The organism is Nonomuraea polychroma (genome assembly GCF_004011505.1).
Classification (GTDB): Bacteria; Actinomycetota; Actinomycetes; order Streptosporangiales; family Streptosporangiaceae; genus Nonomuraea; species Nonomuraea polychroma.
In genome coordinates this window covers 1,418,177-1,431,702 of sequence record NZ_SAUN01000001.1, presented here as the reverse complement: position 1 = coordinate 1,431,702, position 13,526 = coordinate 1,418,177, and the positions used below count along the sequence as shown (strand labels likewise).

At 71.0% G+C, this 13,526-nt stretch carries 12 protein-coding genes; 8 read left to right on the top strand and 4 right to left on the bottom strand.

The window, feature by feature from the left end:
• Window positions 1–4: 4 nt before the first annotated feature.
• The 4 genes from EDD27_RS06290 to EDD27_RS06275 are packed head-to-tail and all read right to left on the bottom strand — an operon-like array spanning window position 5 to window position 3,147.
• On the bottom strand, window positions 5–184 hold the full coding sequence (locus EDD27_RS06290) for an MbtH family protein (RefSeq protein ID WP_127931510.1): 180 nt from the start codon (window positions 182–184) through the stop codon (window positions 5–7).
• Window positions 181–1,680 carry an amino acid adenylation domain-containing protein gene (locus EDD27_RS06285; protein WP_127931509.1) on the bottom strand — a complete coding sequence of 500 codons (1,500 nt, stop codon included), beginning with the start codon at window positions 1,678–1,680 and terminating at the stop codon, window positions 181–183. Before EDD27_RS06285 ends, EDD27_RS06290 begins: the two co-directional genes overlap by 4 nt.
• Window positions 1,681–1,708: 28 nt before the next feature.
• Complete coding sequence (locus EDD27_RS06280) at window positions 1,709–2,884, bottom strand: glycosyltransferase (RefSeq protein ID WP_127931508.1); 1,176 nt, start codon at window positions 2,882–2,884, stop codon at window positions 1,709–1,711.
• Window positions 2,881–3,147: a phosphopantetheine-binding protein gene (locus EDD27_RS06275; protein WP_127931507.1), complete on the bottom strand. Its 267-nt coding sequence runs from the start codon at window positions 3,145–3,147 to the stop codon at window positions 2,881–2,883. Before EDD27_RS06275 ends, EDD27_RS06280 begins: the two co-directional genes overlap by 4 nt.
• Before the next feature lie 808 nt (window positions 3,148–3,955).
• Here EDD27_RS06275 and EDD27_RS06270 point away from each other — a divergent pair.
• The 8 genes from EDD27_RS06270 to EDD27_RS06235 all read left to right on the top strand — a co-directional run bounded on the left by EDD27_RS06270 (window position 3,956) and on the right by EDD27_RS06235 (window position 13,443).
• Complete coding sequence (locus EDD27_RS06270) at window positions 3,956–5,143, top strand: serine/threonine-protein kinase (protein WP_127931506.1); 1,188 nt, start codon at window positions 3,956–3,958, stop codon at window positions 5,141–5,143.
• 245 nt (window positions 5,144–5,388) lie between these two features.
• Complete coding sequence (locus tag EDD27_RS06265) at window positions 5,389–5,997, top strand: RNA polymerase sigma factor (RefSeq protein WP_127931505.1); 609 nt, start codon at window positions 5,389–5,391, stop codon at window positions 5,995–5,997.
• The gene (locus EDD27_RS06260; RefSeq protein ID WP_127931504.1) at window positions 5,994–6,785 is read left to right on the top strand and encodes a cupin domain-containing protein; all 792 of its coding nucleotides are present in this window, start codon (window positions 5,994–5,996) and stop codon (window positions 6,783–6,785) included. Before EDD27_RS06265 ends, EDD27_RS06260 begins: the two co-directional genes overlap by 4 nt.
• Complete coding sequence (locus tag EDD27_RS06255; protein WP_127931503.1) at window positions 6,782–7,624, top strand: ABC transporter ATP-binding protein; 843 nt, start codon at window positions 6,782–6,784, stop codon at window positions 7,622–7,624. The genes EDD27_RS06260 and EDD27_RS06255 overlap by 4 nt, the downstream gene beginning before the upstream one ends.
• Complete coding sequence (locus EDD27_RS06250) at window positions 7,621–9,063, top strand: hypothetical protein (protein WP_127931502.1); 1,443 nt, start codon at window positions 7,621–7,623, stop codon at window positions 9,061–9,063. The genes EDD27_RS06255 and EDD27_RS06250 overlap by 4 nt, the downstream gene beginning before the upstream one ends.
• Entirely contained in the window at window positions 9,054–9,752 is a 699-nt protein-coding gene (locus EDD27_RS06245) for a hypothetical protein (RefSeq protein ID WP_127931501.1), read from the top strand. Before EDD27_RS06250 ends, EDD27_RS06245 begins: the two co-directional genes overlap by 10 nt.
• A 328-nt stretch (window positions 9,753–10,080) precedes the next feature.
• On the top strand, window positions 10,081–11,472 hold the full coding sequence (locus EDD27_RS06240) for an APC family permease (RefSeq protein WP_127931500.1): 1,392 nt from the start codon (window positions 10,081–10,083) through the stop codon (window positions 11,470–11,472).
• Window positions 11,473–11,544: 72 nt separating this feature from the next.
• Entirely contained in the window at window positions 11,545–13,443 is a 1,899-nt protein-coding gene (locus EDD27_RS06235; RefSeq protein WP_241563892.1) for a cellulase family glycosylhydrolase, read from the top strand.
• Window positions 13,444–13,526 lie beyond the last annotated feature (83 nt).

The following is a 13,526-nucleotide window of genomic DNA, read 5'->3' as shown; positions in this document are numbered from 1 at the left end:
CCCTTCACCCCCCGCCGCGTACGCTCAGGGGACGCATGTCGGTCCACACGGTCTCGATGTGCGCCAGGCATTCCTCACGGGTGCCGGCGAAGCCGGTGGCCCGCCAGCCGGGAGGCAATTCCCGGTCCGCAGGCCAGACGGAGTACTGCTCTTCGTGGTTGACAACCACCAACACGTCGCTCACACCATCTCCTCGAGAACACGCCGATCGATCTTTCCGTTGGGGGTGAGTGGCAGGGAGTCCAGGCGGATCACCCGGGTCGGCACCATGTACGCCGGCAGGATCGCGGCCAGCCGGGTACGCAGGCCGGGACAGTCACCGACGACGAACGCCACCAACGCGTCGCCGGACACGGCCGCCACGGCCTGACGCACGCCGGGCAGCTCTTCCATGGCGGCCTCCACCTCTCCGAGCTCCACCCGGTAGCCGCGCACCTTCACCTGGGTGTCGGCTCGGTGCAGGTACTCCAGGCCACCGTCCGTACGCCGCACGATGTCGCCGGTCAGGTACAACCTGCTGCCGGGCTCGCCGTACGGGTCGGGGACGAAACGTTGGGCGGTCAGGGCAGGCCGGCCGAGGTAGCCGTCGGCCACGCCCACGCCGCCGATGGCGAGCTCGCCCTGGCCGACCTGGTTCAGCCGGTCGTCCACGACGTGGACCGTGGCGCCGGGCAGCGGGTCGCCGATCGAGACCGTCTCCGGCTCCTGTGGCACCTCCCACGAGGTGGCCCAGACGGCCGCCTCGGTCGGGCCGTACATGTTGACGAGCCGGCTCACGCGGGCACGCAGGTCTCTGGCCAGGGCCGCGGGCAGCGCCTCGCCGCCGATCAGCGCGGTCAGCCGCGGGTTGCGGAACCCGGCGTACAGCAGGACCCGCCAGCCCGACGGGGTGGCCTGCATGTGGGTCACGCCCTCGCGCTCGATCAGCGCGGCGAGCCGTTTGCCGAGGATCGCCGCCTTGGGCTCGATGAGCACCAGCCGCCCGCCGGTCACGAGCGGCAGGTAGAGCTCCGGCACGGACATGTCGAAGGTGAGGGAGGCGGCCGAGAGCCAGACGTCGTCGGCCGTCGACGCCACCAGTTCGCGCATGCCGGCGAGGAGGTTGGTCAGCGCCCGGTGCGACACCATCACCCCCTTGGGGCGGCCGGTCGAGCCCGAGGTGTAGATCACGTACGCCGGGGACGCGGGGTCCTGAGGCACGGTGGGGAACTGGGCGGCAGGAGGCGGTTTCTCGTGCCCGGCACCGGCGGGGAGCCGCAGCGCCGGTGCCTCGCCGTCCAGCCGCAGCGCCGGTGCCTCGCCGTCCAGCCGCAGGGCCGGCACCGCGGTGCTGACCGGCTCGCCCGCGGTCACCTGCAGCTGGGCGCCCGAGTCGGCCAGCACGAGCTCGATGCGGGCCGCCGGGTGCGCGGGATCTAGCGGCAGGTACGCCGCGCCGGTCCTCAAGACGGCGAGCATCGCCGTCACGCAGGCCGCCGACTTGCCCGCGCAGATGCCCACGAGAGTGCCGGGCCCCGCTCCGGCCGCGGCGAGCCGGACGGCCAGCCGGTCCACGGCCGCCTCCAGCGCGGCGTAGGTCAGGCGCTCGTCGCCGGCGACGAGCGCGATCCGGTCCGGCGTGCTCGCCGCCTGGCGCTGGAAGGATTCGACAACATTTGGGAGCGCTCCCAATCTGGGCACAGTCTACTCCGGTGACATTCCGGCCGAGTCAGGCGCTCAGCAGATCTTCGATGGCCTGGGCGGCCGCCGGCAGCCCCGGCTGCGCGGCCTGCGCGTACCCGGCCACCCGTTCGCGGTAGCCGTCGGCGGCCAGAGCGGCACGCAGCAGTGGAACGATCTCCTCCGAGGTCCACCGCCGCTCGGGCAGCCAGGACCCGAGCCCGAGCCTGGCCAGGCGCATGCCGTTGTCGCAACGATCGAAGCCGTGCGCCAGCAGCACCTGCGGGACGCCGGCGGCCACGGCCCTGACGACGGTGCCGATGCCTCCGTGGTGCAGCACCGCCCGGGCGCGTGCCATGACCTGGTGGAAGGGCAGGTGCGGGAACCAGGAGACGCCCGCGGGCAGGCGGTCGGGCACCAGGTCCCGGTGCCTGGCCACGACCAGAGCGGGCACCTCCGCTGCCGCGCACGCCGCCACGGCGGCCGCGTAGAACCGCTCGTGGATCATGCGGCCCGTCCCGCCCGTCACGATCACGGCGCCGCGGTCGAGCAGGCGCTCGACCTCCGGCGGGACCGGGTCCAGGAAGGCGTCGTCGCCGTACGGCGCCCCGGTCAGGCGCACCCGCGACGGCGCGGCGACCCCGGCCCGGTCGAACCACTCCGGCCATAACCCCAGGTGGAGCCGGGCCGAGGTGAACCAGGAGGCCCAGTCGCCGACCGGCGCCAGCCCGAGCACCGCGCGCACGGCGTCGAGCCGGTCGCTCATGGTCTCCCGGTACATGTGCACGGCAGGACGTTCGGACATGTACTGGACCGGCGTCACGGCGACCCATGCGGTCGGCACCTCCAGCGCCTCGCCGGCGAAGAGCGTCGAGATCGCCGTGGTGTGGCGCCCCACGAACACCGTCTCCCCGGGCACGTGACGGGCCTTGAGCACCTCGCATTCGACCCCGATCTGGTCGAACAGCCCGATGGCGTCGTAGAAGCGCCGCCAGCGGTCCATCCCGGCGCCGAGCAGCATCGGCGTGTCCGCCAGGTACCGCTCGTAGTCGCGCTCGGTGTCGATGGGCGTGAACTCCAGGCCTTCGCGCCGGGCCACCGCCTCGAAGGGGGCGTGCGTGAGGATCTCCACCCGGTGCCCGCGCTCCCGCAGGATCCGTCCCAGGCCCACGAACGGCAGGACATCGCCGTGCGTGCCGTGGGTGACCATGATGACGGTCGTCATGAGGACTCCCCGGTCGCGACCAGGGTCCGGGACTCCTCCTCGATCGCTCGCGCCGCCTGGGCGACGGTCAGTCCCTCGACGAAGAGCACCTCCACCGGTAACTCGATCCGGAACTCGCTCTCCACCATCGCCAGGAACTGGACCATCGCCAGTGATTGGCCTCCCAGCTCGAAGAAGTCCTGGTCCGCGGAGGTGACCTCGACACCGAGAATCTCGGACCACAACCGCATGACCTCGGTTTCGAGCACGCCGAGCATCGCCATAACACGTTCTCCTCACAGCGCAGAAAGGACGCCCGTCGCCAGGCGAGAGAAGGGACCTTGCGCCTCGAACGGCGCTCATCGCCCGCGAAGGAGTTCAACACCTAGGCGCGGATCACGCGCCCGATTCCAAGATCATGGATTGCCCCCGAACCAAAACGCTAGGCTCGCGTCAGCGGGCGGGTCAACCTTTTCAGAGCCATCTTCGCTTCTGTTAGGACGCCGGTTGGGAGCGCTCCCAAAGATCCTCCATCGTCTTCCCGGCAGCCCAGGCGCCGCTCCGGCCGCATGGCGCCGGCACGCCCTGCGCGGCGACCACTCCTCTCCAAACTGCGTCCATGCAGGTCAAACCGCGGCCTTGGATCTCAGTTACCGCCGGCCGGGCTCGGGTGGCCGCCGCCGGTCGGGACTGGTGGGTGGCGAGCCTCGGTGTTGGTGCGGTGCCGAGCGGCAGCAGAATTCACCCCACAGACGCCCGCCAGAGCCGGCAAACATACCGGCGATATACCGGGCTCGATGTCACCGGGAGAGGGTCAGTCCTCCTCGGGTGCCTCGTCGAGTTGCACGGCGTTCCGCACCGCGGTGAGGTCGGGCTCGGTGTCGGAGGAGGCGAAGGGAGCATGGGGCGCGTGATCCGCTGGTGTCCGAGTCGTTCGAGGTCCTGGGCCGCCTTGCGGAACTCGACGCTGACCGAGATCGCTGTCTGCCGCACCGGCTCGTAGGCCAGGTGTGACGACCTACGGGGAGGGCGGCCGTGCCTGGCCGCCCCTTCCCTCGGAATGCGGACACGGACCATGGGTAGCGCACGGCTATGTCCGAGGTACTGATGGGACGTTACCGGCTGATCGCGGAGCTGGGCCACGGCGGGATGGGCACGGTGTGGCGCGGCCACGACGAACTGCTCGACCGGGAGGTCGCGATCAAGGCGATCGCCGGCGGCATCGATCGGCCGGAGAACGAACGGCTGATACAGCGGAGCCTTCGCGAGGCACGCGTCGCCGCACGGCTGAATCACCCCAACATCGCCGACGTCTATGACGTCGTCGAGGAAGACGGGCGGCTCTGGATCGTGTTGCAGCTGGTCCCGGCTCCGTCCCTCGGCCAGGTGATCGCCGGCAAAGGTCCGCTCGCACCGTCGGCGGCGGCGCGGGTGGGGCTGGACCTGCTGGCCGCGCTGGAGGCCGCACACGCCGCGGGGGTCGTGCATCGCGACATCAAGCCGGACAACATCCTCCTGCCGGAGGGCGGGGGCGCGGTGCTGACCGATTTCGGTATCGCGGCCGTCTCGGACGACGATGACCCGCTCACGCGGCCCGACGTGGTGCTCGGCACCCCCGCCTATATCGCTCCGGAGCGGGCCACCGGCTCGGCCGCCGGCCCCGCCTCAGACTTGTGGTCGCTGGGCGCGACCCTGTACACCGCCGTCGAAGGCCACCCGCCGTTCGCCCGCGACACCGCCATGGCCACACTGGTCGCCGTCGTCCACGACGCGCCGCAACCCTTCGGACGCGCCGGAGCGCTCGCCACGACGATCTCCGCGTTGCTCCACAAGGACCCCGCCAAACGGCCGGGCGTCGCCCGAGCGCGGGGGATGCTGCAGGCGCTGCTCTCCCAGGACCCGCTCGTCCAGACGGCTCCCACGGACACCATCGGGCGCGGGCCCGCGCGGCGCCACGTCAGGCATCTGGCGGCCGCGGTCCTGACGCTCGCAGCGTCTTTCGCGGCCGCCGTCATGCTGGATGAGCCTGCCGTACGGGCTCGTGGTCCGGCGCAACAGGCGGTCGAACCACCGCAGCAGGTTCATCACGCCGAGGCGGTCCGGCTGGTTCAGCGGATACCGAAAGAGCGGCGCGTTGCCGCCCCGGCCGGTGATGATCCGCCGCCCGCCAAGACGGAGCGACCCGTGATCACCGGCGCGTACGGCCACGACCAGAAAGGCAGCCATCCCTCGAAGGGCAAAGGCAACAACGGCAAAGGCCACAAACGCCACAAAGGCTAGACACGCTGCCTGCGATCCGGCTCGGCTCATGGCCCTGACCGCCGCGAGGTGTCGATGACGAATTCGCGGTTCCCCACCAGATCGGCCGGCTCCCGGCCCCAGCGACAGCCGGCGTCGGTGGTCTGACGTTTGGACACGCTGACCGCGAAACCGTCGATGGCTCCCGATGTGGGCGCTCCGGGTGATCGTGGAGATGGCAGGTCCCTTTGAGAACCGGAGCGTTCGCGCCGTGCGATAGATGAGGTGTGAGACCGTTCAGCTTCGGGCGGCGCGAGCCTCCTCCCGACCCGCGCAGGGACAGCACCTTCGACGTCAGCGCCGACAACGCCTCCGACGTGGAGCTCGTCGTCGCCGTGGCGGCCCGGAGCAGCGCCGCACTGCGCGTCCTCCACCGACGCCACGCACCGTGGCTGCGGGCCAGGCTGGCTCGCCGCTGCGCTGACCCGGACGTCGTGGATGACGCGCTGCAGGAAACGTTCCTAGCGGTGTGGCGGTCGGCGGGGCGGTTCGAGGGGGACGATCCGGCGGGCTGGCTGTGGACGATCGCCATCCGCCGGCTCATCTCGGCGCTGCGCGGACGTGGGTCCCGCTGGATCGGCACCGGTGTCGAACCCGACGACGTGTCGAGGGCCCCGACGGCGTCCGCCGAGGACGTCGTGCTGCTCGGCGTCGAGCACGGTGACCTGGGCGCCGCCCTGACCAGGCTCTCCCCGGAGCTGCGCGCGGTGATCGAGGCGACCGTGCTGGACGGTCTCACCACCAAGGAGGCCGCACGCCTCCTCGGCATCCCTGAAGGCACGGTCAAGACCCGCGCGATGCGGGCCAGGGGCCGGTTGCGCGAGGACCTGTCATGACTGGCTGGCACATCTCCGATGACCTGCGTGAACGCTACCTGGCGGGCACGCTCGAAGCCGCTCTCGCCATGTCCGTGGATGCCCATCTCGGGCGGTGCGCGGAGTGCCGGGCTGCGGTGCCGTATGAGCGGGACTGGCTGGAGGCGTCCTGGGCGCGGCTCGAGACCGAGCTGATCAGGCCGCGGCCGAGCATGGGCGAACGTGTGCTGCGGTACGGCGGCGTACCCGGCCACCTGGCGAGGCTGCTGTCCGCCACGTCGACGATGAGCCGGGCATGGGTGGTGGCGGTGGCGGCCGCGTTGGGGTTCGCGGTGCTGGCGGCGCGGCAAGAGACCGACGTGGTGACCGCGTTCCTCGTCGCGGCGCCGGTACTGCCGCTGACCGGGATCGCGCTGGCGTACGGTCCGCACGTGGACCGGGCGCACGAACTGATGGCCGCCACTCCGCTCGCCGGACCGCGGCTCCTGCTGACCAGGGCCACCACCGTGCTGGCGGTGGCGACGTTTCTGGCCGCGATCGCCTCACCGCTGCTGCCCGCGCCGCCCGGCCTGAGCGCCGCCTGGCTGCTGCCCTCGCTGGCCACGTCGTCAGGATGCCTGGCGTTGTCGAGCCGGCTGCCCGTGCCGATCGCCGCACTCGCCGTGGGCGGGTTGTGGCTGGCCATCGTCGGTACGGGCGGCCTGGCCTCCGGGAGCTGGCTGGCGGTGTTCGGGCCGGTCGCGCAGATCGTGTACGGCTCGATCGCCTTGTTGATGTCCTTCCGCGTCTACAGAGTGAGCATCGCATGATTCAGATCAAGGGCTTGACCAAGGCATATGGCGGCAGGCGAGCGCTCGACGGCCTCGACCTGACCCTCGGCGCCGGCGTGACCGGCCTGCTCGGCCCGAACGGCGCCGGCAAGACCACCTTGCTACGTTGCCTGGCCACCACGCTGGCCCCGTCCGGAGGCTCGATCGACGCGTTCGGGCTGGACCCGGCGGACCCCGTCCAGCGGACCTCCTTGCGGCGGAGGCTGGGCTACCTGCCGCAGGATCCGGGCTTCTATCCCCATTTCACCGCGTTCGACCTCGTCGACTACGTCGCGATCCTGAAGGAGATGACCGATCGTGAGCGGCGGCACGCCGAGGTGCGCCGGGTGCTGGCCGAGGTGGACCTGACCGGGCAGGCGAAGACGAAGGTACGGAAGCTGTCGGGCGGCATGCGGCAGCGGCTGGCGCTGGCACAGGCGCTGCTGGGCGAGCCCGATCTGCTGATCCTCGACGAGCCGACCGTGGGGTTGGATCCGGAGCAGCGGATGATGTTCCGGGCGCTGGTGTCGCGGCTGGGCGAGAGCCGTACCGTCGTGCTCTCCACGCACCAGACCGAGGACGTCGCAGCGCTGTGCGAGCGGGTGATCGTCATGCGGGACGGGCGGCCCGTCTTCGACGGGACGCCCGGCGAGCTGGCGGGGGTCGCGGCCGGGCGGGTGTGGCTGTCGGACGAGGCGCCGGCGGCCTCCAGGGTGTTCTGGCGGACCGCCGACGGGCGCTATCGCACGCTGGGCGACCGGCCACCGTCGGGGGACGTGGCGGCGCCGGGGGTCGAGGACGGCTATCTCATGCTGCTCGGCGAGGAGGAGGCGGCGTGACGCGGCAGCTGTTCCTGTTCGAGGCGCGCCGGTTGCTGCGGCACCCGCTGGTGTGGGGCGCCACCGCGCTGGTGCTGGCGCTGCAGACGTACCTGAGCCGGGGCGATCAGCCCCACCTGGGCGTCGATCCGGTCTATGTGACCGGGCTGTCCACGTGCCTGGCGGCGGCGGTGCTGATCGTGGCAAGCCTGGCCGCCTCACGGGACGGGCGGCACGGCATGCCGGAGAGCCTGGCAGGCCTGCCTGGGCGGGCCGAACACCGGACACGGGCGATCCTGCTGGCCGCGCCGCCCGTCGCGGGGCTGGCCGCGGCGGTGGCCGTGTTCGGCTACCTCGGGATCCGGTCGCTGAGCGGGCCGGCGGCGGGGCGGCTGGATCTGTGGGAGCCGTTGACGGCTGTCGCGGCCGCGGTGTTCGCCGCGACGCTCGGGGTGGCCGTCGGGCGGTGGGCGCGGTGGCTGATCGCCGGGCCGATGGTGGTGGCCGTGCTCGGCTACTTCATCTTCACGAACGCCCAGAACGGCGCCGCGGGGTGGCTGCTGCCGGTCATGCAGGAGTACCGCCCGGACTGGCCCGACCGCCCGTCCGGAGTGCACGTGGTCTACGTGGTGGCGCTCGCGGTGCTGTTCGGCGGGATCGCGCTCCTGCGGCATCGGGCACGCCTCGCGCCCGCCCTGACCGTGGTGGCGGCGCTGGGTGTCGCGGTGCCCACGGGGGCCATCGCGGCGGCCGAACCGCCGGTCGTGCGGCCAGAACCCGGCGAACTGTCCCTGGACGACGTGGATCCGCGGGTCCGCGAGCGCTACTTCGGCCAGGACGCGCATCGGTGCTCGGAGCGGCAGGGCGTCACGTACTGCGCGTATGTGGGCTATGAGCCGTGGATCCCGTTGTGGGAAGAGGTCGTGCTGCCACCGGTGGCCGCGCTGCCCGCCGCTGTGCGCGCTCGCGTGCCTCGGGTCCAGCAGACCTCGCAGATGTGGTACTTCGGCCATGACCTCGACACTCCCCTGGTCCGGACGCCGATGACGTGGGGCCGTCCGGACCAGCGCACCCTCGTGGCATTGGACGTGGCCCTGTGGGCGACCGGGCTGCACGATTCGGCCAGAAAGGCGTGGGCGGCGGCCCCCGACAAGGGGTGCGACGTGCGCGGACAAGCTCGTACGGTCGTGGCGCTCTGGATCGCCGGCCAGGCGTCCCCGCCTGAGCCGTCCCGCTATTTCGCCTCCGACTACGCGTCCGGCCTCAAGTTCGGGAGCGACTGGGGCGCCGCTGAGGTCGGCTACGCCAAGCTGCTCCTGGCCACTCCCGGTGCCCGCGAGAGGGTGCACGCCAACTGGGACACGCTCATGAGATCCACCACGACCATCGACCAGGCCCTGCCGCTGCTCGGCCTGGAGCGGAGGTTCGACGCGCCGAGGGGAGCCACGCCATGTCTCTGATGTCGCCCACCGCCAGGAACGACGTTGTGCCAGGTCACGTGCCTGCCGTCGTCCCGGCCCGCTGGCGGCCGGTCCTCCTGCTGGTCCGGCCCCTGATCAAGGCCATCGATTGGGCACCGATCGCTGTGGTCACGGCGTTCGTCGCGGCCCTGCTGGCGCTGGTGCGGGCCGGGGAGCCGCTGGCGGGGGGCGACGCGTTGGTGCTGATGCGGATCGCCGGCACCCTGCTCGGCTCGGCCGCCGCCTTCGCGCTGGTCGACGCCATGTCGGCGGACCTCGGTCCGGCGGCCGTACCGAGGTGGGTACGGCAGGCGCTGCGGTGCGCGCTGGCAGGAGGGGTGGCGGTCGCCGTGTGGTCGGCCGCGTTCCTCTACGCCCTGTTCCGGCTCCCCGCAGGCAGCCTCTTCCCGGTCGGTGACCTGCTGGTGGAGATGGGGGTATGCCTCGGGATCGGGCTGGCCGCCGCCGCGACCGCGGTCCGCTACGCGCCTGGCCGGCAGGCGGCCATGGCGGGGGTGGTGGTTCAGCTGGGGCTGGTTCTCGCGACGCTCCTGCTGCCGGACCAGGTCTGGCTGTGGCCGCCCACCTGCGGCTTCGGGTTCTGGGACGAGGCTCACCGGTTCTGGCTGGCGATGTTGCCGCTGCCGTACGTGTGGCTGGCGCTCGCCTGCCGCGACCTGCGGCGCTGATTCCGAGCAGTCACCCCAGGGGCGCCACACGTCAGCTCAGCGTGACGAGGTGTTCACGGATGACTGCTCAGGATCGTAAAGTGTCAGAATGGGAGTCGAGATCACGTGCCCGCCGTGGCACGCGAGCGCCGGTCGCCCGGGGACGGCGCAGCGAGACAAGCCTGATCCGCGTCAGCGGGGGCCCGCCTCAGTGGAGCGGCACTCCTAGACCGGCCCGTGATGCCATGTGCCTGCGCCGCGATTGATCGGCATCCCCGATGCGCGAGCGCGGGACGTAGTCCTCTGCCCATGCAGCCCCACGGCTGACGAACGACAAGGATCACCCCCCATGTCTCAGATCAGTCCTCCGAGTCCTACCGAGGCCGGCAGCGACGGCCAGCCCAGCCTGAAGCGGGTGATGGGCCCCGGCCTGTTGCTGCTGTTCATCGTCGGCGACATTCTCGGCACCGGGATCTACGCGCTGACAGGCCAGGTCGCCGGCGAGGTGGGCGGCGCCGCCTGGCTGCCGTTCGCCATCGCCTTCATCGTCGCGCTGATCACCGCGTGCTCCTACCTGGAGCTGGTGACGAAATATCCGCAGGCCGCGGGTGCCGCCCTGTACGTGCATAAGGCCTTCGGCAGGCACGTCCTGACCTTCCTGGTGTGCTTCGCCGTGATGTGCTCGGGCATCACCTCGGCATCGGCCGCCTCGCGGGCCTTCGCCGCCAACCTCACCACCGGTTTCGGTCTGGACGTGGGCAACGGCGTCATCCTGCTGATCGCCCTGGGCTTCATGCTCCTGGTGCTGGCCGTCAACCTCCGCGGCGTCGGCGAGAGCGTCAAGATGAACGTCGTGCTCACCGCGGTCGAGCTCTCGGGCCTGCTGCTCGTCATCCTGATCAGCCTGTACTTCATCGCCGGCGGCAACGCGGACTTCTCCCGCGTCGTCGCCTTCGAGACCGCCACCGACAAGAGCGTGTTCCTGGCGGTCAGCGCCGCGACGTCGCTGGCCTTCTTCGCCATGGTGGGTTTCGAGGACTCGGTCAACATGGCGGAGGAGACCAAGGATCCGGCACGGATCTTTCCCCGGATCATGTTCACCGGCATCGGTATCACGGGGCTGATCTACATCCTCGTGTCGATCTGCGCCGTCGCCGTGGTCCCCGTCGGCCGGCTGGCCGAGAGTGAGACCCCGCTGTCGACGGTGGTGCAGACCGCGGCACCCGGCTTCCCGATCTCCGACCTGTTGCCGTTCATCTCGATGTTCGCCGTCGCGAACTCCGCACTGATCAACATGCTGATGGCCAGCCGGCTGCTCTACGGGATGGGCAAGCAGGGCGTGCTGCCGTCCTTCCTGGCGAAAGTGCACCCCTCCCGGCGCACGCCACAGGCGGCGATCGTGTTCACCACGGCCATCGCCCTCGGGCTCATCACCTTCGTCTCGCTGAGCCCCGACAGCCCTGTCGTGGCGTTGCTGGGCGGGACGACGTCGCTGCTGCTGCTCGCGGTCTTCGCGCTCGTCAATGTGTCCGTTCTCGTGCTGCGCAGGGACGAGACGGGGGTGGAGCACTTCAACGCGGGCCGTGTCCTTCCGGTGGTGGGCACGATCACCTGCCTCTACCTGGTCCTGCCCTGGTCCTCCGGCCGGCCCGCAGGCCAATACCAAATCGCGGGCGTGCTGCTGGCGATCGGCGTGATCCTCTGGGTGATGACCTGGTGGTCCGCCAAGAGGAAGGTGTGACGGGGCCCGGCGCCCCGGTGGTCCGGACGAACCGCTCCTTGCGGAACATGAGCTGAGCTCTATTCTCCGTTTATGGGAGCAGTGTCGTCTGGAGCGGCGCGTCTGGCCGCAACCGCCATGGCCGCCGTCCTCGCAGGCACGTTGGTGTCCGGCCACACGCCTGACGCTGCGGCCGCGCCCACGGCCCAGACCCCGCTGACCGTCACGGCCAAGCAGCAGAGCTGGGTCTTTCGTGACGGGCACGGCCGCGAGGTGACGCTGCGCGGGTTCAACGTGTCCGGCAGCACCAAACTCTACGAGAACTCCCTGCTGCCCTTCCTCGGCGTCGCCGACGCCGCGCGCTCGGCTCAAGCCATGCGCGACCTCACCGGCGCGAACGTGATCCGGTTCCTCATCAGCTGGGAGGGCGTGCAACCGTCTCCCTCCACCATCGACTACGCCTACCTCGACAAGGCGGTCGAGCAGATCCGCGCGTTCACCGGCCGGGGAATCCGCGTCCTGGTCGACTACCACCAGGACCTCTACTCCTCGTACCTGTTCAACCAGGGCAGCTGGTACACCGGGGACGGCGCGCCGGAATGGGTGGTCAAAGCCGGGAACTACCCCAAGGAGTCGTGCGGCATCTGCTTCCTGTGGGGGCAGAACATGCAGACCAACGAGGCGGTCCGCAGGGCCGCCTACGACTTCTGGCGGGACCGGCGCATCAGCACGGCCGCGGGCGAGATAGGCGTCCAGCAAGCGTTCCTGCACCAGGCGACGGCCGCCATGAGGCACATCAAGCAGCGATTGCCGGAGGAGGAGTTCGCCTCCGTCATCGGATTCGACCCGTTCAACGAACCCTACGACGGAGGCCTTTCCGGGCAGAGCGGCCTGGAGTGGGAGAAGACATACCTGATGCCCTTCTACCAGCGCTTCCGCGCCGCCATGGACGCCGCCGGATGGGCGTCCAAGCCGGCCTTCGTGGAACCCCTGGTCTTCTGGAACACCGGCTTCTTCGAGGAGGGCGGGCTCGCCACGGTCGGCGCCCTCGGCACCCGGTACGTCTTCAACAGCCACTTCTACGACGGCGCCCGCATGACGATCGACCCGTCGCCGGCCTCGGACGGTGTGTACGACCCGGCGATGAACGAGATCCGCGAACGGGCCCGCACCCTGGCCACCGCGCCATTCGTCTCGGAATTCGGCAACAAGCTGTCGGGGAACGGCAGCGACCGCACGCCGTGGATGGTGCGAGCCATGTACCAGGCCATGGATTCCGGGGTCCCCGGGAAGAACTGGTGGCAGGACGCCGCCGCCGTCGGAGACGTACTCTCCTCCACCCAGTGGCACTGGGACATCTACAGCGGCCGGCACCACGAGCTGATGAACCGCAACCCCGACAAGGTGCAGACCGAGGGCGACGCGTGGAACGACGAGGACTTCTCCGTGGTCGCCGCCGACGCGTCGGGTGTCGTCAGCACCCGGCTGGACCGGGCGGTGCTGGATCGCCTCTATCCGTCCGCGGTCGCCGGTGACCTGCTGGCCTTCGCCTACGAGGACCTCGCCCGGTCCGGCTACGGCGGTGCCGGGCAGCAGCAGGCCTGGCTGACCGTCCCGTCCTCCATGCCCAACGTCGCCGCGCTGGCCAAGGACCGGCGATTCGGTGTCGTGGTCTGGCGCGAACCCGCCACGGCCCCGAGCGCCCCGACCGAGCTGCACCTGCCGGCATCCTTCACCGCCGCGACCACCGTCGTGGTCGGCGATGTGGCCACCCGCGTGGGCCTGCCCGCCTCCGGACCGGCGGCGATCGCGACGGAGACCGGCTCGCCCACCGCCCACCGCCTGCTGCTGACACCCTCCGGCGCGACCCCGGGCACCGTCCACGCCACCCTGGTGATCAGCGCGGCCACCGGCCCCACGCCTACCCCCACGCAGCTGGCGGCCGCCGCCGCCGAGCTGGCCGCGTGGAAGAGCCGCCGCTTCCCCACCTGATCACCGGCGAGCACCAAGCCGATCTTTCTCCGGTGGCGCGGAAGGCGCTCAAGCGCTCCTGCCCTCGGAGGTCGTCCAGCGGC